The 21,728-nt window shown below is 69.1% G+C and carries 18 protein-coding genes; 14 read left to right on the top strand and 4 right to left on the bottom strand.

The annotated features are described in order from the left end of the window. Positions 1 to 114: 114 nt before the first annotated feature. From J2852_RS15145 to J2852_RS15080, 14 genes are all read left to right on the top strand, one after another. Positions 115 to 2,850, top strand: a complete 2,736-nt coding sequence (locus tag J2852_RS15145) for a sensor histidine kinase (protein WP_209876878.1) — start codon at positions 115 to 117, stop codon at positions 2,848 to 2,850. 187 nt (positions 2,851 to 3,037) lie between these two features. Then, on the top strand, positions 3,038 to 3,349 hold the full coding sequence (locus J2852_RS15140; RefSeq protein WP_209876876.1) for an STAS domain-containing protein: 312 nt from the start codon (positions 3,038 to 3,040) through the stop codon (positions 3,347 to 3,349). Then, positions 3,334 to 3,711 carry a response regulator gene (locus tag J2852_RS15135; RefSeq protein ID WP_211112234.1) on the top strand — a complete coding sequence of 126 codons (378 nt, stop codon included), beginning with the start codon at positions 3,334 to 3,336 and terminating at the stop codon, positions 3,709 to 3,711. Before J2852_RS15140 ends, J2852_RS15135 begins: the two co-directional genes overlap by 16 nt. Before the next feature lie 28 nt (positions 3,712 to 3,739). Beyond that, on the top strand, positions 3,740 to 5,974 hold the full coding sequence (locus J2852_RS15130) for a chemotaxis protein CheA (RefSeq protein ID WP_209876872.1): 2,235 nt from the start codon (positions 3,740 to 3,742) through the stop codon (positions 5,972 to 5,974). Positions 5,975 to 5,984: 10 nt separating this feature from the next. Further along, a complete protein-coding gene (locus J2852_RS15125; RefSeq protein ID WP_209876870.1) occupies positions 5,985 to 6,530 on the top strand; it encodes a chemotaxis protein CheW in 546 nt (181 codons plus the stop codon). A 126-nt stretch (positions 6,531 to 6,656) separates the two neighbouring features. Next, on the top strand, positions 6,657 to 9,218 hold the full coding sequence (locus tag J2852_RS15120; protein ID WP_209876868.1) for a methyl-accepting chemotaxis protein: 2,562 nt from the start codon (positions 6,657 to 6,659) through the stop codon (positions 9,216 to 9,218). A 178-nt stretch (positions 9,219 to 9,396) separates the two neighbouring features. Continuing rightward, positions 9,397 to 10,287 carry a CheR family methyltransferase gene (locus tag J2852_RS15115; RefSeq protein WP_209876866.1) on the top strand — a complete coding sequence of 297 codons (891 nt, stop codon included), beginning with the start codon at positions 9,397 to 9,399 and terminating at the stop codon, positions 10,285 to 10,287. A gap of 4 nt (positions 10,288 to 10,291) precedes the next feature. After that, entirely contained in the window at positions 10,292 to 10,918 is a 627-nt protein-coding gene (locus tag J2852_RS15110) for a chemotaxis protein (protein WP_209876864.1), read from the top strand. Positions 10,919 to 10,921: 3 nt separating this feature from the next. Next, on the top strand, positions 10,922 to 11,983 hold the full coding sequence (locus J2852_RS15105; protein WP_209876862.1) for a protein-glutamate methylesterase/protein-glutamine glutaminase: 1,062 nt from the start codon (positions 10,922 to 10,924) through the stop codon (positions 11,981 to 11,983). Between the two features lie 11 nt (positions 11,984 to 11,994). Further along, positions 11,995 to 13,116, top strand: coding sequence for a methyl-accepting chemotaxis protein (locus J2852_RS15100; RefSeq protein WP_209876860.1), 1,122 nt, complete (start codon positions 11,995 to 11,997; stop codon positions 13,114 to 13,116). 87 nt (positions 13,117 to 13,203) lie between these two features. Next, on the top strand, positions 13,204 to 13,509 hold the full coding sequence (locus J2852_RS15095) for an STAS domain-containing protein (protein ID WP_209876858.1): 306 nt from the start codon (positions 13,204 to 13,206) through the stop codon (positions 13,507 to 13,509). Positions 13,510 to 13,513: 4 nt separating this feature from the next. After that, the gene (locus J2852_RS15090) at positions 13,514 to 14,260 is read left to right on the top strand and encodes an ATP-binding protein (RefSeq protein ID WP_209876856.1); all 747 of its coding nucleotides are present in this window, start codon (positions 13,514 to 13,516) and stop codon (positions 14,258 to 14,260) included. Continuing rightward, complete coding sequence (locus J2852_RS15085; protein WP_343206750.1) at positions 14,257 to 15,495, top strand: response regulator; 1,239 nt, start codon at positions 14,257 to 14,259, stop codon at positions 15,493 to 15,495. Before J2852_RS15090 ends, J2852_RS15085 begins: the two co-directional genes overlap by 4 nt. After that, positions 15,492 to 16,667: a PP2C family protein-serine/threonine phosphatase gene (locus J2852_RS15080; RefSeq protein WP_209876854.1), complete on the top strand. Its 1,176-nt coding sequence runs from the start codon at positions 15,492 to 15,494 to the stop codon at positions 16,665 to 16,667. Before J2852_RS15085 ends, J2852_RS15080 begins: the two co-directional genes overlap by 4 nt. 48 nt (positions 16,668 to 16,715) lie before the next feature. Here J2852_RS15080 and aceB read toward each other — a convergent pair whose 3' ends face one another. The 4 genes from aceB to J2852_RS15060 all read right to left on the bottom strand — a co-directional run bounded on the left by aceB (position 16,716) and on the right by J2852_RS15060 (position 21,580). Continuing rightward, a complete protein-coding gene (gene aceB / locus J2852_RS15075; protein WP_209876852.1) occupies positions 16,716 to 18,320 on the bottom strand; it encodes a malate synthase A in 1,605 nt (534 codons plus the stop codon). A 251-nt stretch (positions 18,321 to 18,571) separates the two neighbouring features. Next, a complete protein-coding gene (locus tag J2852_RS15070; RefSeq protein WP_209876850.1) occupies positions 18,572 to 19,573 on the bottom strand; it encodes a site-specific tyrosine recombinase XerD in 1,002 nt (333 codons plus the stop codon). A 5-nt stretch (positions 19,574 to 19,578) separates the two neighbouring features. Next, the gene (locus J2852_RS15065) at positions 19,579 to 21,459 is read right to left on the bottom strand and encodes a hypothetical protein (RefSeq protein WP_209876849.1); all 1,881 of its coding nucleotides are present in this window, start codon (positions 21,457 to 21,459) and stop codon (positions 19,579 to 19,581) included. Beyond that, positions 21,440 to 21,580 (bottom strand): hypothetical protein, encoded by a 141-nt coding sequence (locus J2852_RS15060; protein WP_246499669.1) that lies wholly within the window; start codon positions 21,578 to 21,580, stop codon positions 21,440 to 21,442. The genes J2852_RS15065 and J2852_RS15060 overlap by 20 nt, the downstream gene beginning before the upstream one ends. Positions 21,581 to 21,728: the final 148 nt, after the last annotated feature.

Raw genomic sequence — 21,728 nt, 5'->3', positions numbered from 1 at the left:
TTGCACTGACGGCGTCAGGCGAATGCCTTCGGCATTCGCTGAGAGCCGAAGGTGGGGGAGGGTTAGGGTGGGGGCCCACCGCAGGCGCCCATCCGAGAGCCGGAGGGCGGTGACATGCCCTGGCCGACCATCGTCGCCGCATCGCTCGCCTATCTGTTCGTCCTGTTCGCCATCGCCTGGTGGGCGGACGCACGGGCGGACGCGCGCCGCAGCGTTATCGCGTCGCCGTACGTGTACGCGCTGTCGCTGGCGGTGTACTGCACGACCTGGACCTTCTACGGGTCGGTCGGGCGGGCGGCGTCGCTGGGCATCGGGTTCCTGCCGATCTATCTGGGGCCGACGCTGCTGATGCTGCTGGGGCCGCTGGTCCTGCGGAAGATCCTGCGCATCGCCAAGGCGCAGCGAATCACCTCGATCGCCGATTTCCTGGCGAGCCGGTACGGGAAAAGCCAGGGCCTGGGCGGGCTGGTGGCGCTGACCGCGGTGATCGGCATCACGCCCTACATCGCCTTGCAGCTGAAAGCCGTGGCGGTCAGCTTCGACGTACTGTCGGGCGCGGACCCGAGCGGCCTGACGGGCGGGCTATCGCTGCCGGTCGTGCTGGACAACGCCTTTTACGTGGCGGTGGTCATGGCGGCCTTCGCCATCGTCTTCGGCACCCGGCACATCGACGCCGCCGAGCATCACGAGGGCATGGTCGCCGCCATCGCCTTCGAATCGGTGGTCAAGCTGGTCGCCTTCCTGGCGGTCGGTGCCTTCGTGGTGTGGGGGATGTACGGCGGGACGGCCGATCTGTTCGCCCGTGCAGAAGCGCACTCGGAGATCCGGCACCTGTTCACCTCCGCCCCGGCGCTGGGCGACGGGTCCTGGCCGACGATCATGCTGCTGGCGACGGCGGCGGTGCTGTGCCTGCCGCGCCAGTTCCAGGTGATGGTCATCGAGAATGTGGACGAGCGGCACCTGACCCGCGCGCTGTGGCTTTTCCCGCTCTACATGCTGCTGATCAACCTGTTCGTACTGCCGGTCGCGGTGGCCGGGCTGATGCAATTCCCCAACCGGGCGGTGGACCCGGACGTGTTCGTGGTGGCGCTGCCGCTGGCGGCCGGGGATGGCTGGCTGGCGCTGCTGGCCTTCATCGGCGGACTGTCGGCGGCGACCGGCATGATCATCGTGGAGGCCATCGCCCTGTCCACCATGGTGTGCAACGATCTGGTCATGCCGCTGCTGCTGCGGTCGCGCAGCGCGCGGCTGGAAAAGCTGCACGACCTGTCGCCCCTGCTGCTGACGATCCGGCGCGTCGCTATCGTGGCGATCCTGCTGCTGGGCTATGTGTATTTCCGGCTGGCGGGGTCGGCCTACGCGCTGGTCGCCATCGGGCTGATCTCCTTCGCGGCGGTCGCGCAGTTCGCGCCGGTGCTGATCGGCGGCATCTATTGGATCGGCGGCACACGGCGCGGGGCGCTGGCGGGGCTGAGCGCCGGAATCCTGACCTGGGCCTACACGCTGCTGCTGCCGAGCTTCGCGCGGTCGGGCTGGCTGCCGGAGACCTTCATCGAGGACGGTCCGTGGGGGGTGGAACTGCTGCGCCCCTACGCGCTGTTCGGGCTGGACGGGCTGGACCCGCTGACGCATTCGCTGTTCTGGAGCATGCTGCTCAACATCGGGCTTTACGTAGCGGTGTCGCTGCTCGACCGACCGGGGCTGGGCGAACGGGCGCAGGCGACGGCCTTTGTCGAGGTGTTCCAGCATGCGGAGGCGCCCCTGACGGCCGGGCAGTGGCGGGGCGACGCCACGGTCGGCGATCTGGCGCGCATCGTCGCGCGTTTCCTGGGACCGCAGCGGGCCGAGCAGGCCTTTGGGGAGCTGGACCCGCAGCGAAAAGCCGGAGCGGAGCTGGTGCGCTTCGCCGAACGGCTGCTGGCCGGGGCCATCGGCGCGGCCTCGGCGCGGGTGGCGCTGGCGTCGGCGGTGAAGGACGGCGAGGTCAGCTACCCCGAGCTGATGCGCATGCTGGACGAGACCAGCCACGTCATTGAGTACAGCCGGCAGCTGGAGCACAAGACGGCGGAGCTGGAGCGGGCCTCCGCCGCGCTGCGGGCGGCGAACGAGCGGCTGAAGGAGCTGGACCGGCTGAAGGACGAGTTCCTGTCCACGGTGACGCACGAGCTGCGCACGCCGCTGACCTCCATCCGGGCGCTGACCGAGATCCTGTTCGACGACCCGGAGATCGAGCTGGAACAGCGGCAGGAATTCCTGGGGCTGGTCATCAAGGAAAGCGAGCGGCTGACCCGGCTGATCAACCAGGTGCTCGACATGGCGAAGATCGAGGCCGGGGAGATCGACTGGCAGGTCCAGCCGATGGATCTCGGTGCTGCCGTCGAACAGGCAGCGGCGGCCACCGCCCAGCTGTTCCACGAGCGCGGAATCGCGCTGGACGTGGCGATCCCGCCGGACCTGCCGCCGGTGCGCGGCGATTACGACCGGCTGGTGCAGGTGGCGGTGAACCTGCTGTCCAACGCCGCCAAGTTCACGCCGGCCGGCGGGCGGGTCGCGCTGACGGTGGGGTTGGTGGCCGGCACATCGGGGGGTGAGGCGCGGGTATCGGTGACCGACAACGGCCCCGGCATCGCGCCGGAGCATCAGGCGATCGTCTTCGAACGCTTCCGGCAGGTCGGCGACACCATGACCGACAAGCCGCAGGGGACGGGGTTGGGGCTGGCGATCAGCAAGCGGATCGTCGAGCATCTGGGCGGGCGCATCTGGGTGGAGAGCGAGCCGGGGACCGGGGCGACCTTCTCCTTCACGGTGCCGGTGGCGGCGGTCGGGGCCGAGGCTGGGGCGGTCTCCTAACCTCTTTCCCCAGAGCGTCCGAAAAAGATCGCTCGCCAACCGGTGCGCGAGTGCCGCTTGACACAGGTCCGTCAAGTTGCCTTAACGAATCCTTATACGTGGTCTGGCAGGGTTTTTCCCAAATGCCGGGGATGGCGACGGCCGTTCCGGCTCCGGCCACGCGCGGCGGGTGTGAAGGAGAGGTGCTGTGAGCTTGATCAAATGGAGCGACGAGGGCGGGCAGGTCCGCCTGGGCTTGCCCAGCGACCTCGATCTCGCCATGGCGCAGCCCCTGGTGGACAGCCTGCGCGCCGGCTTCGCCGCGTCGGACACCGTCATCGTCGAGGCGACCGGAGTCGAGCGCGTCAGCACCGCCTGCATCCAGGCCCTGCTGGTCGCCGCCCGGCACGCCGCCGAACACAATCAGAAATTCGCCATCGCGCAGCCTTCCGAAGTCCTGGCGGAGGCGTGCGAGGATCTGGGCCTCGCCCCGTGGCTGAAGCAATGGAGCCAAGCGTGAAGAAGAAGGTTCTGACCGTCGACGATTCGCGGACCATGCGGGACATGGTCGCCTTCACGCTGAAGGGCGCGGGGTACGAGGTGGTGGAGGCCGGCGACGGCCAGCAGGCGCTGAGCGTCATCGCCGCCAACAAGGTGGATCTGGTCATCACCGACCTGAACATGCCGGTGATGGACGGGCTGACCCTGATCCGCCGCCTGCGCGCCACCCCGGCGCACAAGACGCTGCCGATCCTGATGCTGACCACCGAGGCCGACGAGAAGAAGAAGGCCGAGGGCAGGTCGGTCGGGGCGACGGGCTGGATCGTGAAGCCGTTCAACCCCGAAAAGCTGATTTCCGTCGTGCAGAAGGTGTGCGGCTGACGCCGCGCCTTGGTGAAAGGGCACGCCCGTGGAAGACCTGAGCCGGTTCAAGCAAACCTATTTCGACGAGAGCGCCGAGCTGCTCGCCGTGGCCGAATCCGGATTGCTGCGCCTGACGCCGGGCGAGGTCGATTCCGATGAGGTCAACGCCATTTTCCGCGCCGTCCACTCGATCAAGGGCGGCGGCGGGGCTTTCGGCTTCACCGAACTGGTCGCCTTCGCGCACGAGTTCGAGACGGTCATGGACGGCGTGCGCAACAGCGCCATTCCCGTGACCACCGAACTGGTCGATACGCTGATCCGCGCCAACGACGTGCTGGGCCAGATGCTGGCCTACGCGCGGGAGGGCGAGGCGGCACCTCCGGGCACGACGGACGACACGGTGGCGGCGCTGCGTCGGCACCTGTCGGGCGAGGCGAAACCGGTTCACGCGGGGCCGGCCCACGCGGAACCGGCGGCGGCGAAGGCGCCGGAGCCGGTCGCGGCCGCTCCCGCCGCTTACCCGGACGATGAGGACGACGAAGCCGGCATCTTCGGCGACGCCATGGCCCTCATCGAGGCGGCCCGCGCCTATGAGAATCCGGTGCCCGAGGGCAAGATCCGCTGGACCGTCACCTTCCGGCCCAAGGCCGACCTGCTGATGTCCGGCAACGAGCCGACCTTCATGCTGCGCGCCCTGCGCCGGCTGGGCGAGGCACAGATCGATTGCAGCGTCGAGAACCTGCCGACGTTGCAGAATCTGGAAGCGGAGCTGCTGTTCCTCTCCTGGACGGTCACGCTGATCGCCGACCCGGACGTCGATCTGGAAAAGATCAACGACGTCTTCGAATTCGTCGCCGACGAGTGCGACATCAAGATCACCGCCGAGGCCCCTCCCCCGGCGGTTGTCGAGGCGCCCATCGCAGAGTCCGAGCCTGCGCCGGTCGCGACCGAGCCGGTGCCGGTCGCTGCGGCTCCCGTGGCGCCGCCGAAGGCGCCAGAGGCGGCCAAGCCGCGCGCGAACGCCGGTGGCGGCGGCGAGCATGCCGGGCTGACCAGCCACACGATCCGCGTGGACCTCGACAAGATCGACCGGCTGGTCAACATGGTCGGCGAGATGGTCATCACCCAGGCGATGATCGCGGAGCATGTCCGCGAACTGCCCCAGGGCGAGTTCCAGGAACTTCTGGAAGGGCTGGAACAGCTGGCCCAGCACACGCGCGAACTGCGCGAAAGCGTGATGTCGATCCGCGCCCAGCCGGTGTCCAGCGTCTTCTCCCGCATGCCGCGCCTGGTGCGCGAATGCGCGGCGGCGACGGCCAAGGAGGTGCAGCTGGTCACCTCGGGCGAGACGACCGAGGTGGACAAGACGGTGGTGGAAAACCTCGTCGATCCGCTGACGCACATGATCCGCAACTCCATCGACCACGGGCTGGAAGGGCCGGACGAGCGCGAGCGCGTCGGCAAGCCGCGCGCCGGCACCGTGCATCTGTCGGCGCAGCACCGGTCGGGCCGCATCGTCATCGAAATCACTGACGACGGGCGCGGCATCAACCGCCCGAAGGTCTTGTCCAAGGCCATCGAGAAGGGCCTCGTGCAGCCGGGCGCCAGCCTGTCGGACGAGGAGATCGACAACTTGATCTTCCTGCCGGGCTTCTCCACCGCCGATCAGGTGTCGAACCTGTCGGGGCGTGGCGTGGGCATGGACGTGGTGCGGCGGAACATCACCTCGCTCGGCGGGCGCATCGGCGTCTACTCCACGCCGGGCGAGGGCTCGCGCTTCGTGCTGTCGCTGCCGCTGACGTTGGCGGTGCTCGACGGCATGGTGATTTCGGTCGGCGAGGAACGCTTCGTCCTGCCGCTGACCAACATCGTGGAAAGCCTGCGGCCGAAGCCCGCCGACCTGCACGGGCTGGTCGGCAAGTGCGACGTGATGATGGCGCGCGGCGAGTATGTGCGCCTCGTCTACCTGCACCAGCTGTTCGGCATCCCCAAGGCGGTCACCGATCCCACCCGCGCGCTGGTCGTGCTGGTGGAGACGGAGGACGGCTCGCGCCTCGGCCTCGTCGTGGACGAGGTTCTGGGCCAGCAGCAGGTCGTCATCAAGAGCCTTGAGGCCAATTTCCGCCGCCTCGACGGGGTTGCGGCGGCGACCATCCTGGGCGACGGACGCGTCGCCCTGATCCTCGACGTCGCCGGCCTGCGCGAGATGAGCCGGCACCATGAATCCGGGACGACGCGTGCTGTCGCGGCGCTTCCCGCACCCGAACTTGAACCGGTCTGAGGCCAAAGCGATGAGCACTTCCACCGCGCTCGCCACCGTCGGAGGCACCCGCACCGACGCGATGGCGATCAACGGCTCCGAGGAGCAGTACGTCACCTTCACCGTCGGCTCCGAGGAGTATGGGGTCAACATCCTGTCGGTGCGCGAGATCCGCGGCTGGACGCCGGAAAGCCGGCTGCCGAACCTGCCGGACTACGTGCGCGGCGTCATCAACCTGCGCGGCATCATCATCCCGATCTTCGACCTGCGCGCCCGCTTCGGCGGCGGCGCCACCGACGTGACGAAACGCCACGTCGTGGTGGTGATCCAGGTCGGCGAACGCACGCGCGGCATCCTGGTGGACGCCATCTCCGACATCCTGGCCATTGGCCACGACAGCATCAAGCCGCCGCCCGACGTGGACAGCGGCATGGTCGATGCGGAGTACCTGAGCGGCCTTTACACCGCCGAGAACCGCATGGTCACGCTGCTGAGCGTCGAGAGGCTGTTCGCGACGGACAACGGCGACGTGGACGGCCTGCACAAGGCACCCCCGGCGCTGGAAAAGGCGAATTGACATCGATCCCCCTCTCCCCCCTTGGGGGAGGGGGACGAAGATAGCCGGAAGGTCGTAGTTCCAAAGAGTCCATGCAGCGGCTAAGGGCTTGCGCCAGTTCGACACAACACAGCGGGAGAAGCGGGCATGGCGAAGGGGATCGGTTCGGTCGTGTCGAACATGGGGATCTCGAAACGGCTGTGGCTCGCCTTCGGGCTCTTGCTGGCGTTGCTGGCCGCGCAGGTCGGGGCCGGGCTGCTCGGCATCCGTGCGCTGAACGGCAGCGTCGATGCCGTGCTCGCCTCCTCCGACCTCGCCACCTTCGCCAAGGGTCTTGAGGCCCGGCTGGCCAACCAGCGCATCCAGGGCCGCGACTACCTGTTCACCGGCGACATCAAGGCCCTGGAACGGCAGCGCGCCCTGCGGGTCGAGTTCGACCGGGTGGTGGCCGAGCATCAGGCCGCCATCAAGGCCAGCGCCCACGCCGCCAAGTTCGACGAGCTGTCCCGCCTGCACGCCGACTACCACGACCAGTTCGAAAACCTGCGGGTGCTGCGCGAGCGCTACGACGCCGCGCTGCGCCAGCGCATGGACCCGCTGGGCGCCCAGATCACCGAGACGCTGGAGCGAATCGTCCAGGGCGCGCTGGCATCCGGAAACAAGGATGGCGCGCTCGCCGCTGGGGAGGCTGAGAAGCACTGGGTGCTGACCCGCCTGTTCGCCAACCGCTTCATCGGAATGAAGGACGCGGCGGCGCCGAAGCTGATGGAGAAGAACCTCGCTGAGATGCTGGAGCATATCCGCGAGGCGGAGACCCTGCTGAACGACGCCCGCCTGAGCCAGCTGCTGCGCGAGGTGGAGGCGCAGGCCCCCGGCTACCGTGCCGCCTTCAACGACGCCGTCGCGACCGACCAGGACATCGACCGCCAGCGCGCCGACGTGGTCGCCAAGGTCGTCTCCCGCCTGAACGAGACGCTGGCCTCCGTCGTGACCGCCGTCCAGGCCGAGCAGGACGGGATCGAGCGGCAGGCCGAAGCGGAAGTGTCCAACGGCTTCATCCTGTCGGTCGTGATCGGGCTGGCCTCGCTGATCCTCGGCATCCTGGCGGCTAAGGTGATCGCCGATTCCATCACCGCCCCGGTGGCCGGCATCCGCAAGGTCATGACTGACCTGACCGACGGGCACCTGAACGTCACCGTCCCGCACACCGACGGCAAGGACGAGCTGGGCGAGATGGCCCGCGCCGTCGCCGCCTTCAAGGACGAGGCGGTGTCCGCCGTGCGCTCCCGCATCGGGCTGGACCGCGTGTCGGCCAGCGTAATGATGGCCGATACCGACGGCGTGATCACCTACTGCAACAACTCCATTCTGGAGCTGTTCAAGGTCGCCGAGGCCGACCTGAAGACGATCCTGCCGCATTTCGACGCGACGACCCTGATCGGCCGGAAACTCGACCTGTTCCACAAGGATCCGGCGCACCAGAACCGCATCCTGTCCGGCCTGACGGGGGCGCACAAGGCGACCTTCACGGCGGGGCGGCGCACGTTCCAAGTGGTCGCCAACCCGGTGGTGGGGCGCCATGGCGAGCGGCTGGGCACGGTCATCGAATGGCGCGACCTGACCGACGAGCTGTCCATCGAGCGCGAGATCAGCGCCATGGTGGAGAACGCCGTGCGCGGCGACTTCTCGCAACGCATCTCGCTGGAGGGCAAGGCCGGCTTCTTCCGTCTGGTCAGCGAGGGCATCAACCGGCTGGCCGAGAACGTCTCCGGCGTGTCGGAGGAGCTGGCCTCCATGCTGGAATCGCTGTCGCAGGGCGACCTGTCGCGCCGCATCGACAAGCAGTACGAGGGCGTGTTCCAGCGCCTGAAGGACGACTTCAACAACACGGTCGAGAAGCTGTCGGAAATCGTCCGCCGCATCAACGCCGCCGCCGAGGCCATCGCCACCGCCAGCCGCGAGGTCGCCGACGGCAGCCTGGACCTGTCGGAACGCACCGAGCAGCAGGCGTCCAGCCTGGAGGAGACCGCCGCGAGCATGGAGGAGTTGGCCGCCACCGTGCGGTCCAACGCCGACAACGCCCAGCAGGTCAACGTCTTCGCCAACGACGCCCGCGCCGCGGCCGAACGCGGCGGCCAAGTGGCGACCAGCGCGGTCGAGGCGATGCGCCGGATCGAGCAGTCGTCGCAGAAGATCTCCGACATCATCGGGGTGATCGACGAGATCGCCTTCCAGACAAACCTGCTGGCGCTCAACGCCGCCGTGGAAGCGGCGCGGGCCGGCGATGCGGGCCGCGGCTTCGCCGTGGTGGCGCAGGAGGTGCGCAACCTCGCCCAGCGGTCGGCGCAGGCGTCGAAGGAGATCAAGACGCTGATCAACGACAGCGGGTCGCAGGTGAAGGACGGCGTGGACCTCGTCCGCTCGGCCGGCGCGACCCTGACCGACATCGTGTCCGGCATCGCCCGCGTCGCCGATCTGGTGTCGGAGATCGCGCGGGCCACGGCGGAGCAGGCCTCCGGCCTGGACGAGGTCAACACCGCCGTCGCCCAGATGGACGAGATGACCCAGAAGAACGCCGCCCTGGTCGAGGAAAGCACGGCGTCGGCCCGCTCGCTGGAGGAGCAGGCGGACGGGCTTCGCAAGCAGATGGCCTTCTTCGCGCTGGACAGGGCATCGGTGGAAGCCCGCGCCAGGGCCGGGGTGGCATAATTTCACTGGCTCGTCATTCCCGCGAAGGCGGGAATCCAGGGCATCCCGACGAGTTTCCAAATTTCCCTGGATCCCCGCCTTCGCGGGAATGACGGTCAAAATGCGATGAGGGAGTGAACGGTGATGAACACGGCGCTATCCAACGACCCCGACTTATTGGGCTTCTGAGTCCGTGCCGATGACCATCCCCTCCCCCTCCCGCATCGCCGCAGCCCCCCTCGCCCCCGGACGGCGGGAGTTCCCGTTCGAGCAGCGGCATTTCGACTTCATCGCGCGGATGCTGTACCAGCTGGCCGGCATCGCGCTGGCACCGCACAAGATGGAGATGGTCTATTCGCGCCTGGCGCGGCGGCTGCGCGACCTGCGGCTGACGGACTTCGACGCCTATTGCGCGCTGCTGGAGGGCGAGGAGGGGGCGAACGAGGTCGGATTCCTGGTCAACGCGCTGACCACCAACCTGACCAGCTTCTACCGGGAAGCGCACCATTTCGACTTCCTGGCGCAGAAGGCCATTCCGGAGATGCGGGCGCGCCACCAGGGCGAATCCTCGCACCCGCGTCTGCGCATCTGGTCGGCGGGCTGTTCGTCGGGGCAGGAGCCCTACACCATCGCCATGGTGCTGGCCTCCGCCTTCGGGCCGGAGTTGCGGCGGTGGGACGCCCGGATCCTGGCGACGGACATCGACACGCACATGGTGGACACCGCCCGGCGCGGCGTCTATCCGGCGGAGGTCGCCAACAGCATCCCCGCCAACCTGCGCGACCGCTACGCCACCCGCATCCGCGAGGACGGCGAGGCCAAGATTTCCATGAGCGAGGATCTCAGGCGGCTGATCACCTTCAAGCCGCTGAACCTGCTGGAGCACTGGCCCATGAAGGGGCCGTTCGACGCGATTTTTTGCCGCAACGTTCTCATCTATTTTGACCGCGCCGGACGGACCCAGGTAATCGAGAATTTCGCCCGCATGCTCGCGCACGACGGGTATCTGTTCCTTGGGCATTCGGAGAGCTTGTACGGAGTGTCGAACAGTTTCCGCCAGACCGGACCAACCATCTATCGGAGAATCTAAGCGCATGGCTGGTTTCGCAGGCCGTCGCGCGGCGGAAGCGCGCCATGGCGGCAGCTACTACAACCCGCAGTTCCAAGCCCACACCCTGAAGGTGTTTCTGGGCCATCACCTCGTCAGCGACCGCGCGGACGTGATGATGGTGACCACGCTGGGCTCCTGCGTGGCGGCCTGCGTCTACGACCCGGCGGCGGCGGTCGGCGGCATGAACCATTTCCTGCTGCCCGAGGTGCCGGAGTCCGAGCATGGCGATGCCGGCGCCGCCGCGCGCTACGGCTCCGTCGCCATGGAACGGCTGATCAACGAGCTGCTGTCCAAGGGCGCCAAGCGCGACCGGCTGGAGGTCAAGCTGTTCGGCGGCGCCCGCGTCATCGAATCGAGCTTCGACGTCGGCCAGCAGAACGCCCGCTTCGCCCTGGACTACGTCCGGCGGGAAGGCTTGAAGCTGGTCGGTCAGGATCTGGGCGGCGCGTCGGCCCGGCGCGTCCATTACTTTCCGCATTCCGGCAAGGCCATGCGCAAGATGCTGCGCCCGGAGGCCCTGTCGGAGACCGCGAACCAGGAACTGCACTTCCGCTCGACCCTGCGGCAGAAGCCGATCGAGGGCGACGTGGAACTGTTCGGAGAGGATTGAGCCATGCCGCGTCCCATTCGCGTCGTCATCGTGGACGACAGCAGCCTGATGCGGGAGATGCTCAAGTCCATCATCTCGCAGGAACCGGGGATCGAGGTGGCCGGCGTCGCCCGCGACCCCTACGAGGCGCGCGAGGTCATCAAGCAGACCAACCCCGACGTCATCACGCTGGACGTCGAGATGCCGCGCATGGACGGCCTCTCCTTCCTGGAAAAGATCATGACCCTGCGCCCGACTCCGGTCGTGATGGTGTCGTCCCTGACGCAGGAGGGGTCGGACGCGACCATCCGCGCGATGGAGATCGGCGCCGTGGACTGCGTCGCCAAGCCGGACGGATCGGAGGGTCACGGCTTCGAGGCGATGGCGCACGAGCTGGTGGCCAAGATCCGCGTAGCCGCCACCGCGCGCCTGTCCATGCGCCGGCCGCACGCCCCCGGCCCCACCCTGGCCACGCCGCGCCGCGCCGGGTCGGGCACGCGCTTCATCGCCATCGGCGCCTCCACCGGCGGGGTGGAGCGCATCCGCGACGTGCTGGCCGTCATGCCCGCCGACTGCCCGCCCATCGTCATCACCCAGCACATGGGCCCCAGCTACGTGCCGAGCTTCGCCGCGCGGCTCGACCGGCTGTCCGCCCCGAGGGTGGAGGTCGCGACCGAGGGCGCCCGCCTGACCCAGGGGGTGGTCTACATCGCCCCCGGCGACCGCCATCTGGTGGTCATCCGCGACGCCCAGGGCTTCGCCTGCCACGTCCAGGACGGCCCGGCGGTCAGCGGCCACCGCCCGTCGGTGGACGTGCTGTTCTCCTCCGTCGCCAAGGCGGCCGGGGCGAACGCCGTGGGCGTGATCTTATCGGGCATGGGCCGCGACGGCGCATCGGGAATGCTGGCGATGCGCGAGGCAGGGGCATATACCATTGGTGAGACCGAATCGAGCTGCGTCGTCTATGGCATGCCCCGTGCGGCCAAGGAGGCCGGCGCGGTCGCCGTGGAACTGCCGCTGGCCCAGATCCCGGCCGAGATGCTGCGCGCGTTCGACGCCATCGGCGACCGCGCGCGGACGAACTGAGGAGCACCGCTATGTCTTTCGACGGTCGCGCGCCCATTCTGGAAGCCGGACCGGAATCGTCGGGAGCGGGAGGCAAGGTCCCCGTCACCGGTGAGCTGCTGTCCACCTGGCTCGGCTACGCCGATCTGCAGCGCCGCACGCTGGACGCCATCCAGCACGAGCTGACGCGCACCTCCGGCACCGTGGAGGACGCGACGCTCGACCTGTCGGCGCGCTTCCGCGAGCTGGCCGAGAAGGCGATCGAGCAGTCGCAGCGGGTCGAGCAGATCGTCATGGTCGCCGGTTCGGTCGAGATCGACGGCGAGCGCGTGCCCATGGACCAGCTGGTCACGACCATGCAGGACATGATCGCCGACATGATCGCGAACATCGTGACCCTGTCGCGCCACGCCATGAGCATGGTCTATCTGCTGGACGATGTGCAGAAGGACGTGTCGGAGCTGGAGAAGTCCATCGCCGACATCGACGGCATCAACCGGCAGACCAACTTCCTGGCCCTGAACGCCACCATTGAGGCAAGCCGCGCCGGCGAGGCCGGAAAGACCTTCGCCGTCGTGGCGCAGGAGGTGCGGCACCTGTCCCGCTCCACCAGCGAGCTGGCCGAGCGCATGCGCTCCAAGGTCACGGCGGTGGTGAAGGGCGTGCGCAACGGGCACGAGATCCTGCGCCAGATCGCCGACACCGACATGTCGCCCCAGATGCTCGCCAAGGAGCGGGTGGACAAGACCATGGAAAGCTTGGTCGACCAGACCAACCATTTCCAGCATGTGCTGGAAACGGCGGCGAACGTATCGTCGGAGATGTCCGCGACCATCGGCCACATGGTCACGGGCATGCAGTTCCAGGACCTGACCAAGCAGCGGCTGGAGGCGATCAACGACAGCCTCGCCATTATGGTCGCCGGCCTGGACGAGCTGGAAAACCGCACCCGCGTCGAATTGCCAGCGTCCATGGGCGCGCAGGTTCCGCAGGAATGGCTGGACGAATTGCTGGGCCGTTTCAAGCTGAGCGAGATGCGCCAGCGCTTCGTGCGCAAACTTTTGCTGGAGGGCACCGCGCTGGACGAGCACGGCGCGCTTGACGTGGATGCCGGCCACGACGACAGTTCCGGCGGCGACATCGAACTCTTTTGAGACTGCGGACTCTTTTGATACAGCCTTCCCGGCGCGGCCCGAACGACAGGGCGGCCGTGCCCAACGACCCATCGGGGACAGCGGACCATGGACTACGGAATTGATATCAAAGAGCAAGAGGCCGTGGTTCGGCTGCGCGGCCGGCTGACCTTCAACGATCACGCCAAGCTGCGGGCGCTGATTCGCGAGATGCTGCAGAACAAGGCGAAGCGCCAGATCCTCGACCTTTCCGCGCTGGAGTTCGTCGATTCGGCGGGCATCGGCATGCTGCTGATCGCGCGGGAAGAGATGGCCAACGCCGACAAGCTTCTGGTGCTGCGCGCGGCGACCGGCCAGGTCAAGCGCGTGCTGACCGTGGCCCAGCTGAACAAGATCGTCACGATCGAGGACTGATCCGTTGACGGTCGCCCGTCCCCACGTTTGCGCCATTCACGGCCTGGACCTGCCGGCCGACCGGCTGGACCGGCTGTCGGCGGCGCTGCGCCTGCCGGCGTGGCAGGCCGAGGCCGCCCCCAAAACCGGCCCCAAAACCGGTCATGACGGGCGTTGCCCCGTTCTGGCGCTGCTGGGCGGCCCGGAGGCGGCCGACGCCGCCGAGATCTGGGCGCGGCCCTTCGCCGCCTGGATCGAGGTCGCGGCCCTGACCGACGTGGAGCTGACCAAGGCGGTGGAGCGGGCGCGCCACGCCGACCTGTTCGCCTGCGTGACCACGGGAACCGCCAACCACCTGCATCTTGCCGGGCGCATCATCGGCGGCATCGCCGAGCGGCATCCAATGCCCGACGCCCAGCGCGACGACATGGAGCTGGCCCTGCACGAGGCCATCAGCAACGCGGTGGTGCACGGCAACCTTCAGGTTGAGGGCATGAAGGGGCTGAGCGTGGCGGCGCTGGAGCGCTTCTCCCACGATCTGGCCGAGCGGATGGCCGACCCGTCCTTCGCCAACCGCCGCGTCGAGGTCAGCGTCTGGATGGAGGACGACGCCGTGGTGGTCGAGGTCGCCGACGAGGGCACCGGCTTCGCCCGGCCGGAGCACATCGAATACGGCGCGTCCGGGCGCGGCCTGGATCTGATCGCCGCGATCGCCGAGGAGCTGCAGCTGCTGGACGGCGGTCGGCGCATCCGCATGAGGTTCCCGCTGTGACGGCAGCGATGACGGGGGCTGGGACGGCGGCCGGCGAACCCGGAACGGGCGACCAGCGGCCGGCCATTACCGACTGCCACATCCTGGTGGTGGACGACACCGACTTCAACCGCACCCTGATCGGCGCCCTGCTGAACGAGGCGGGGTTCCACAACGTCGCCTACGCCAAGGACGGCTTCGAGGCGCTGGCCCACATCGAGGCGCGCACCCCCGACCTGCTGATCCTGGACATCATGATGCCGGGCATGGACGGGTTCGAGGTGTGCCGGCGGCTGCGCGCCGACCACGCCTACGCCGACCTGCCGGTGCTGGTGCAGACCGCCCTGTCGTCCAGCGACGACCGCAACAAGGCCTTCGCCGCCGGCACCACCGACCTGATCTCCAAGCCGCTGGACCGGACCGAGCTGCTGGCCCGCGTGCGCATCCATCTGGAAAACCGCGTGCTGATCCGCGACCTCCAGACCTACCGCGCGCGGGTGGAGGGTGAGCTGGCCATGGCGCGGTCCATGTACGACCACCTGCTGCCCTCGGCGGCGCTGCGCGCCTCGCTGAAGGAAAGCGCGGGCGTGGAGCTGCGCTCGCACACCATCCTGTCCTCCGACATGGGCGGCGACATCTGGGGCGTGCTGCCGCTGAGCGAGGGGCGGTTCGGCGTGTTCCTGCTGGACATGGCCGGACGCGGCGTGTCGGCAGCGCTGAACGCGTTCCGCATGCACACGCTGATCCACGAGCTGGCGCCGACACTGGGCGATCGGCCCGCCGCCTTCCTGGCGGAGCTGAACGACCGCGCGGTCGGCCTGCTGGAACTGGGGCAGCACGCGACCTTCATCTACGGCGTGGTCGACGGCGCTGCGGAGCGCTTCACCTACGCGGCGGCGGCGGCCACCAACCCGCTGCTGATCCCGCCCGGCGGGGCGCCACTGCAATTCGGCGACGCCACCGGCCTGCCGGTGGGCATCGAAGCCAGCCACCGCTACGAGGAGCGCACCCTGCCCTTCCCCGCCGGGTCGGTGCTGGCGCTCTATTCCAACGCCGTGCTGGACGCGCTGGACGCGCTGGACGCGGCGGGGAACGGTTGCGAGGGCAACGGGCTGGGATGCGTGGTCGCCAAGGCTGTGGGCGGGGCTGGCGGGGACGCCTTCGCGGCGGTGACCGGCGCGCTGACGGCGGCGCTGGGCGACACGCCGGGCGACGACCACACGCTTGTTTGGATTGAGCGCGGGAGAACCGCATGACCGAAGCGCAGGGGGGCCTGCCCGGCCTGGAGAACGCGCGGGTGATGGTGGTGGACGACAACCGCGTCAACCGCCACCTGCTGCTGGCCCTGCTGGAACGCGGCGGTGTTCACCATGTGGCGATGGCCGAGGACGGCATCGACGCGCTGTCCCGCATGAACAGTTTCCGGCCGGACCTGATCCTGCTGGACCTGATGATGCCGAACCTCGACGGGTTCGAGATGTGCAAGCGCCTGCGCGCCGATCCGGTGTGGAAGGATCTGCCGGTGCTGGTGCAGTCGAGCCTGAACCGGGCCGAGGACCGCGCCAAGGCTTTCGCGGCGGGCGCCACCGACTATGTGACCAAGCCGATCAACGCGGTGGAGCTGCTGGCGCGCGTGCGCATCCATTTGCAGAACCGCGCCCTGGTCCACGACCTGCGCCTGTTCCACGAGCGCACGGAGAGCGAACTGGCGCTCGCCCGCAAGATGCAGGAACGGCTGATGCCGACGCCTGAGCGTCTGGCGGAGGTGGAGGCGGCGCTGGGGCTGGCGATTCACGCCCACTTCGCGCCGTCGTCGGAGCTGGGCGGCGATTTCTGGGATCTGCGGCGTGACGGCCGGGGCCGGCTGGTGGTCTATCTGGTGGATTTCTCCGGCCATGGCGTGGGCGCGGCTCTGAACACCTTCCGCTTGCACGCCATTTGCCAGCAGATGGATTTTTCCGACTTCGACCCGGCGACCTTCCTGGCGACTGTCAACAAGCGGCTGTACGCCCTGCTGCCCAACGGGCAGTTCGCCACCATGCTGGCCGGCGTGTTCGATCTGGAGACGAACCGCTTCGTCTACGCCTCGGCCGGTTCCACCAAGCCGATGGTCTGGGCGCCGGGCGACGCCGCCCCGGTGCTGGGCGAGAGCGCCGGCCTGCCGCTGGGCCTCCTCGCCTCGGCGGACTATGAGGCGCGCGAACTGCCGCTGCCGCCGGGCGGGCGCCTGTTCTTCTATTCGGACGCCGCCATCGAAATCCCGGTCGGGGACGACGTGCTGGACGAGGGCGGGCTGGCCGAACTGGTCACCCAGCGCATGGCCGAGCCGGACGCGGCGGTGTTCCTGGACGGCGTGCTGCGCGCGCTCTACGCGACCGGACCGATCGACGATGACCTGACGGCGCTGGTGCTGACGCGGAAGGCGTGACTTCGTCCCCCCTCCCCAAAGGGGAGAGGGGGCGATTGGGACGGGAAGTCAGGCCCCCTGGGCGACGATGCGGTCGTAGGCCGGCAGGGTCAGGAAATCCACGAAGTCCTTGCGTTCGACGAGGTCGCGAAAGAGGGCCGCCGCGTCTTCGAACAGGCCGTGGGCGAAGGCGTCGTCGCCGATGCGGGCCTTCCAGGCGGCCAGTTCCTCGGCGATGATGTCGTCCACCAGGGCCAGTGTGACCGGACGGCCGTCATCCAGGGTGGAACCGTGGTGGACCCACTGCCAGACCTGGGTGCGGCTGATCTCCGCCGTGGCGGCGTCCTCCATCAGGTTGAACAGGGGCACCGCACCCCGGCCGCGCAGCCACGCCTCGATGTAGCCGATGCCGACGGCCACGTTCATGCGCAGGCCCTTCTCGGTCTTCAGCCCCTCCGGCACCGTCAGCAGGTCGGCGGCGGTGACGGTCACGTCCCCGCGCTTGCGGTCGATCTGGTTGGGGCCGGGCATGTAGGTGTTGAACACCTCCATGGCGACGGGGACGAGGCCGGGGTGCGCCACCCAGGTGCCGTCATGGCCGTTGGCCGCCTCGCGCTCCTTGTCGGCGCGGACGCGGGAGAAGGCGACCTCGTTGGCGGCCGGATCGTCCTTCACCGGGATGAAGGCCGCCATGCCGCCGATGGCCGGGGCGCCGCGCTTGTGGCAGGTCTGGACCGCCAGCAGGCTGTAGGACTGGAGGAAGTGCGTCGCCATGGTGACGTCGGCGCGGTCGGGCAGGACGGCGGCCGGGTCGTTGCGGAACTTCTTGATGAAGCTGAAGATGTAGTCCCAGCGCCCGCAGTTCAGGCCGGCGGAGTGGTCGCGCAGCTCGTACAGGATCTCGTCCATCTCGAAGGCGGCGAGGATCGTTTCGATCAGCACCGTCGCCTTGATGGAGCCGTGCGGGATCTTCAGGTAATCCTCGGCCAGCGTGAAGACCTCGTTCCACAGCCGCGCCTCGAAATGGCTTTCCAGCTTCGGCAGGTAGAAGTAGGGGCCGGAGCCGCGCGCCAGAAGCTCCTGCGCGTTGTGGAAGGCATAAAGCGCGAAGTCGAACAGGCCGCCGGAGATCGGCTCGCCGTCCATGCGGACGTGCTTTTCCTCCAGGTGCCAGCCGCGCGGGCGCACCTTCAGGACGGCGGTCTTGTCGTTCAGCCGGTACTTCTTGCCCGTTGCGGGATCGTCGAAGGAGACGGTGCGGCGGACGGCGTCGCGGAGGTTGATCTGCCCTTCGATCTGGTTGGTCCAGGACGGGCAGTTGGCGTCCTCGAAATCGGCCATGAAGACCTTCGCGCCGGAGTTCAGCGCGTTGATGACCATCTTGCGGTCCACCGGGCCGGTGATCTCCACCCGGCGGTCCAGCAGATCGTGCGGCAGCGGGGCGATCTTCCAGTCGGCGGCTCGGACCGCCTTGGTTTCCGGCAGGAAATGGGGCTTCTCGCCGGCGTCGAGCAGGGCCTGGCGCTTGGCGCGGACATCGAGGAGGCGCAGACGCTCGGAGCCGAAGCGGCCTTCCAGCTCCGCCACGAAGGCCAGCGCCTCGGGCGTCAGAATCGCGTCGAAGCCCGGCTGGATCGGGCCGAGGATTTCAAGCCCGGAGATGGTCGTCGCCATGTGGTTCCCCCTGTCTGTGCGCGCTTGGTCCGCGCAACTCGAAAGCGAATTGGCATTCGCTTTCGGTTTATATGGCCTCATTCGCCGGCCAGGCTCCGGACGCATGGGCGTCCGGGACCGCCGTCGCGGTCCAGAGCGGATCGAAATCCGCTCTAATTGGTGCAAGGCTATAGCACAGGCGGGGAAGTCGCCAAAGCCGCATCGGGCGGCGGCTGCCCGGATCCTTCGCCGCAGGCCGTCCGCTGGACAGACTATTGCGAGCGCGCGGGTTTGCGGCGGGCCAGCGGGTGATGCTCGTGCACGACCTTCTTCAACCGCTCGGACACGACGTGGGTGTAGATCTGCGTCGTTGCGATGTCGGCGTGGCCCAGCATCTTCTGAACCGAGCGCAGGTCGGCCCCACGGTCCAGCAGGTGCGTGGCGAAGGCGTGGCGCAGCACGTGGGGGCTGACCTTTTCCGGGTCGATGCCCGACTCGATGGCCAGTTCCTTGAGCAGCTGGGCGAAGCGCTGGCGGGTCAGATGGCCGTTGGCCGAGCTGCGCGAGGGGAACATGAAGCGCACCGGCCCGTCGTCGCGCCCCGACAGGATGAAGTGGGTGCGCCAGGGCAGATAGGCGGCGAGCGCGGCGCTGGCCGGCTCCGACAGCGGGACCATGCGTTCCTTGCCGCCCTTGCCACGCACGATCAGGCCGCGCCCGTCGCGCAGGATGGCGCTCATCGGCAGGCCGACCAGTTCGGAGACGCGCAGGCCGGTGGCGTAGAGCACCTCCAGAAGGGCGACGAGGCGCAGACCCTCCGGACCGCCGCGCGTCTGGGCGGTGGCGATCATGTGGGACACCTCGGCCTCGGTCAGGATCTTCGGCAGGGGGCGGCCCTGCTTGGGGCTGTCGAGGGCGGAGGCCGGGTCGTCGGCGCGGCGGTTTTCCGAGACAAGGAAGCGGTAGAACTGGCGCATCGCCGACAGACGGCGGGCCACGGTGCGCGGGGCCGGCGGTTCCTTTCCGTCACCACGGCCCTGGAAATCCAGATAGGCGCGCAGGTCCTCGGTGCCGGCTTTCTCAAGTGGCAGGCCGCGCTGGGCGAGCCAAGCGCCGAGGTCGGCGAGGTCGCGCTCGTAGGCCATGCGGGTGTTGAGCGCGGCGCCGCGTTCCGCCGTCAGCATGTCGAGAAAGGCGTCCACATGCGGGGAGACCCCCACCGGGCGCGGTTTGCAGGGGCGGCCGCGCCGCTTCGGCTGCGTCGTCGTGGACATGTGCGTCAGCCCGCCAGTGCCGCTGCGGCTTCGCGCGCGATGGCGCGGGCCTCCGCGTCCAACCCGACCGCGCGCAGGCTCGCCACCACGCGGGCGGTGACGATGGGGGACGCGGTGGCCGGACCGCCCTCCCCGAGGAGGAGAAGGGAGGTCAGGACCGTTTCGCCGACGCGGCCGGCGGAGGCGGCATCCTTCAGGCGTTCCCACAGGGCGGGATTCGGGGCCATGGCCTGGGGCGGCGCGCCGGCGTCGGTGGCCTGAAGCCAAGCGTCCTCGGGGATCGCGACTCCGACCGCCTGAAGCAGGGCGAGCTGGCCGGCGACACGGGACTTGGTGGCCGAATCGGCGCCGCGCAGGGCTTCGTCCAGCCAGCCGGCGAGGCCGAGGGCGGTGCCGCCCGGCGGCGGACCGCCGGCGAGGACGGAGAGCGGCCAGAGGCGGGCGACCTCGGCGGTGCGGGCGGTGCGCAGGGCCAGATCGTGCCAGCGCTTGGCAGCGTCGGCACGGCCGAGCGCGTAGTACAGGCGCGCGGCGGCGGGAGCCAAAGCCGCGGCGTCCGGGGTCGGCGACACGGTGTCGAGCAGGCCGGCGGCGGCGTTGCCGACCGGGCCGGGCAGCAGCGCCGGATCGACGAGATCCACGGCCAGCCGGGCAAGCTCCACGCGCCGGCCGCCGTCCATGGCGCCGGTGAAGGCCTGATGGACCAGTGCACGGGTGCGGGCGGAACGGTCACGGGCGGCCATGTCCTTCAGCCGCGCCACCTCCTCGCCCTTGCTGGGAATGGCGCGGTAAGCCTCGGCCAACTGGCGGGCGTCGAGGAACAGGGCGGCGGCGGCGCGCTCGGCGGCGGTCACGCGGGTCGCGGGATCGATGGCCGGGTTGGTGGCGACGGCGGCGAGGCGTGCGGGATCGGCCAGGGACAGACTGTCGGGCGGCGCGCCGGTCTGGGTGGCGCGCATGGCCGCGAGCGCGATGGGGCTGAGATCCTTCAGACCGCGAAGCTGCGGGGACAGACCGCCGGCCATAGCCTCGGCAAGCTGGACGAAGGCGTCGTCGCCGCCGGGCTGTTCGCGCAGCATGTCCAGCGCGAGGTCGGCGCCGGCACGATCCCCACCACGCAGGCGGCAGAACAGCTCGACGCGCTGCCAGTAGGCGCCGCCGAAATCCTTGCCCACATCGGTGGCCTTGGCGCAGTCAATGGGGCCGGCGAGCAGTTGCGCGTCGGTCAGGGCGCGGGCGGTGGCCTCGTCGGTCAGCGACTCGGACAGCAGGGCGACAAGGTCGGCGGCGCCGCGCGGGTCGCCCATGGCGGCCAGCTTCTCGACGCGCAGTGCGCCGAAACGTCGCGGCGGGGCCGGCTCGTCAAGACCGGCTTGGGGCGAACCGCTGCTGAGCAGCAGGCGGCGTTGCAGGGTCTTGGCGGCGGGCGACGGCGTGGCGGTGGGCAGGTCGGCGATCAGGCGCAGCACCGCCTCGCGCGCGATCCCCTGCCAGGGGTTGCCGCCAAGGCCGCGCGCGCCCTCCAGCGTGCCGGCGCCGTCGGGGTCGAGCGGGCCGAGCGTTTCGACCTGGATGCCGGAGGGGCGCGCCACCTTCGGAACCACGTCGAAGGACGGCGGGTTGGCCTGTGGCGTGACCAGGATCGGGTTGGATGGGGCGGGTGCCGCCAGCGGGTCGGTCAGCTCCTGCGCGGGCGCGGAGGGCTGGACCGGAGCGGGCACAAGCCGGATCGGCGGGCCGACGCGGGCGTCCTGCGCGAAGGCGGGCGCGAAAACAGGCGAAAAGGTCGAAACGGCGAAAGCGCCGGTGGCCGCCACGAGGGTTCGGGCAGCCAGCCGGCGGATCCGCGCGGCGGATGTCCCGGCGTCAGCGCGGGAACCGCTCATCCGGAATGACCTTTTCGACCGACTTCGACGGGGCCGGCATGTCCCAGGAGGCGAGGAACGCCATGCCGCCACCGATGACCAGCAGCAGCAGGACGAAAAGAACGGAGATGAACCGGCTCATGGCTTTCGAAGACGTGTTTCTGTGAAAGGAACGACGGCGCTGTATCACGGTCTGCGTCCGTGCGGCTTGGGACAAGGATGCGCTTTCATGCTAAGCATCGCACACTCGTCCGCGCCGCCGGCCCGAAGGCCATCGCTCGCAGGGCGTA

It is taken from the genome of Azospirillum soli (assembly GCF_017876165.1).
Taxonomy (GTDB): Bacteria; Pseudomonadota; Alphaproteobacteria; order Azospirillales; family Azospirillaceae; genus Azospirillum; species Azospirillum soli.
This window is presented reverse-complemented; position numbering and strand designations above follow the sequence as displayed.

Excerpts from the sequence above, each read along its gene's own strand:
- J2852_RS15110 (WP_209876864.1), top strand. The coding sequence starts at position 10,292 with ATGGCTGGTTTCGCAGGCCGTCGCGCGGCGGAAGCGCGCCATGGCGGC.
- J2852_RS15135 (WP_211112234.1), top strand. The coding sequence starts at position 3,334 with ATGGAGCCAAGCGTGAAGAAGAAGGTTCTGACCGTCGACGATTCGCGG.
- J2852_RS15125 (WP_209876870.1), top strand. The coding sequence starts at position 5,985 with ATGAGCACTTCCACCGCGCTCGCCACCGTCGGAGGCACCCGCACCGAC.
- aceB (WP_209876852.1), bottom strand. The coding sequence starts at position 18,320 with ATGGCGACGACCATCTCCGGGCTTGAAATCCTCGGCCCGATCCAGCCG.
- J2852_RS15095 (WP_209876858.1), top strand. The coding sequence starts at position 13,204 with ATGGACTACGGAATTGATATCAAAGAGCAAGAGGCCGTGGTTCGGCTG.
- J2852_RS15115 (WP_209876866.1), top strand. The coding sequence starts at position 9,397 with ATGACCATCCCCTCCCCCTCCCGCATCGCCGCAGCCCCCCTCGCCCCC.
- J2852_RS15065 (WP_209876849.1), bottom strand. The coding sequence starts at position 21,459 with ATGAGCGGTTCCCGCGCTGACGCCGGGACATCCGCCGCGCGGATCCGC.
- J2852_RS15105 (WP_209876862.1), top strand. The coding sequence starts at position 10,922 with ATGCCGCGTCCCATTCGCGTCGTCATCGTGGACGACAGCAGCCTGATG.
- J2852_RS15120 (WP_209876868.1), top strand. The coding sequence starts at position 6,657 with ATGGCGAAGGGGATCGGTTCGGTCGTGTCGAACATGGGGATCTCGAAA.
- J2852_RS15100 (WP_209876860.1), top strand. The coding sequence starts at position 11,995 with ATGTCTTTCGACGGTCGCGCGCCCATTCTGGAAGCCGGACCGGAATCG.
- J2852_RS15070 (WP_209876850.1), bottom strand. The coding sequence starts at position 19,573 with ATGTCCACGACGACGCAGCCGAAGCGGCGCGGCCGCCCCTGCAAACCG.
- J2852_RS15080 (WP_209876854.1), top strand. The coding sequence starts at position 15,492 with ATGACCGAAGCGCAGGGGGGCCTGCCCGGCCTGGAGAACGCGCGGGTG.
- J2852_RS15060 (WP_246499669.1), bottom strand. The coding sequence starts at position 21,580 with ATGAGCCGGTTCATCTCCGTTCTTTTCGTCCTGCTGCTGCTGGTCATC.
- J2852_RS15145 (WP_209876878.1), top strand. The coding sequence starts at position 115 with ATGCCCTGGCCGACCATCGTCGCCGCATCGCTCGCCTATCTGTTCGTC.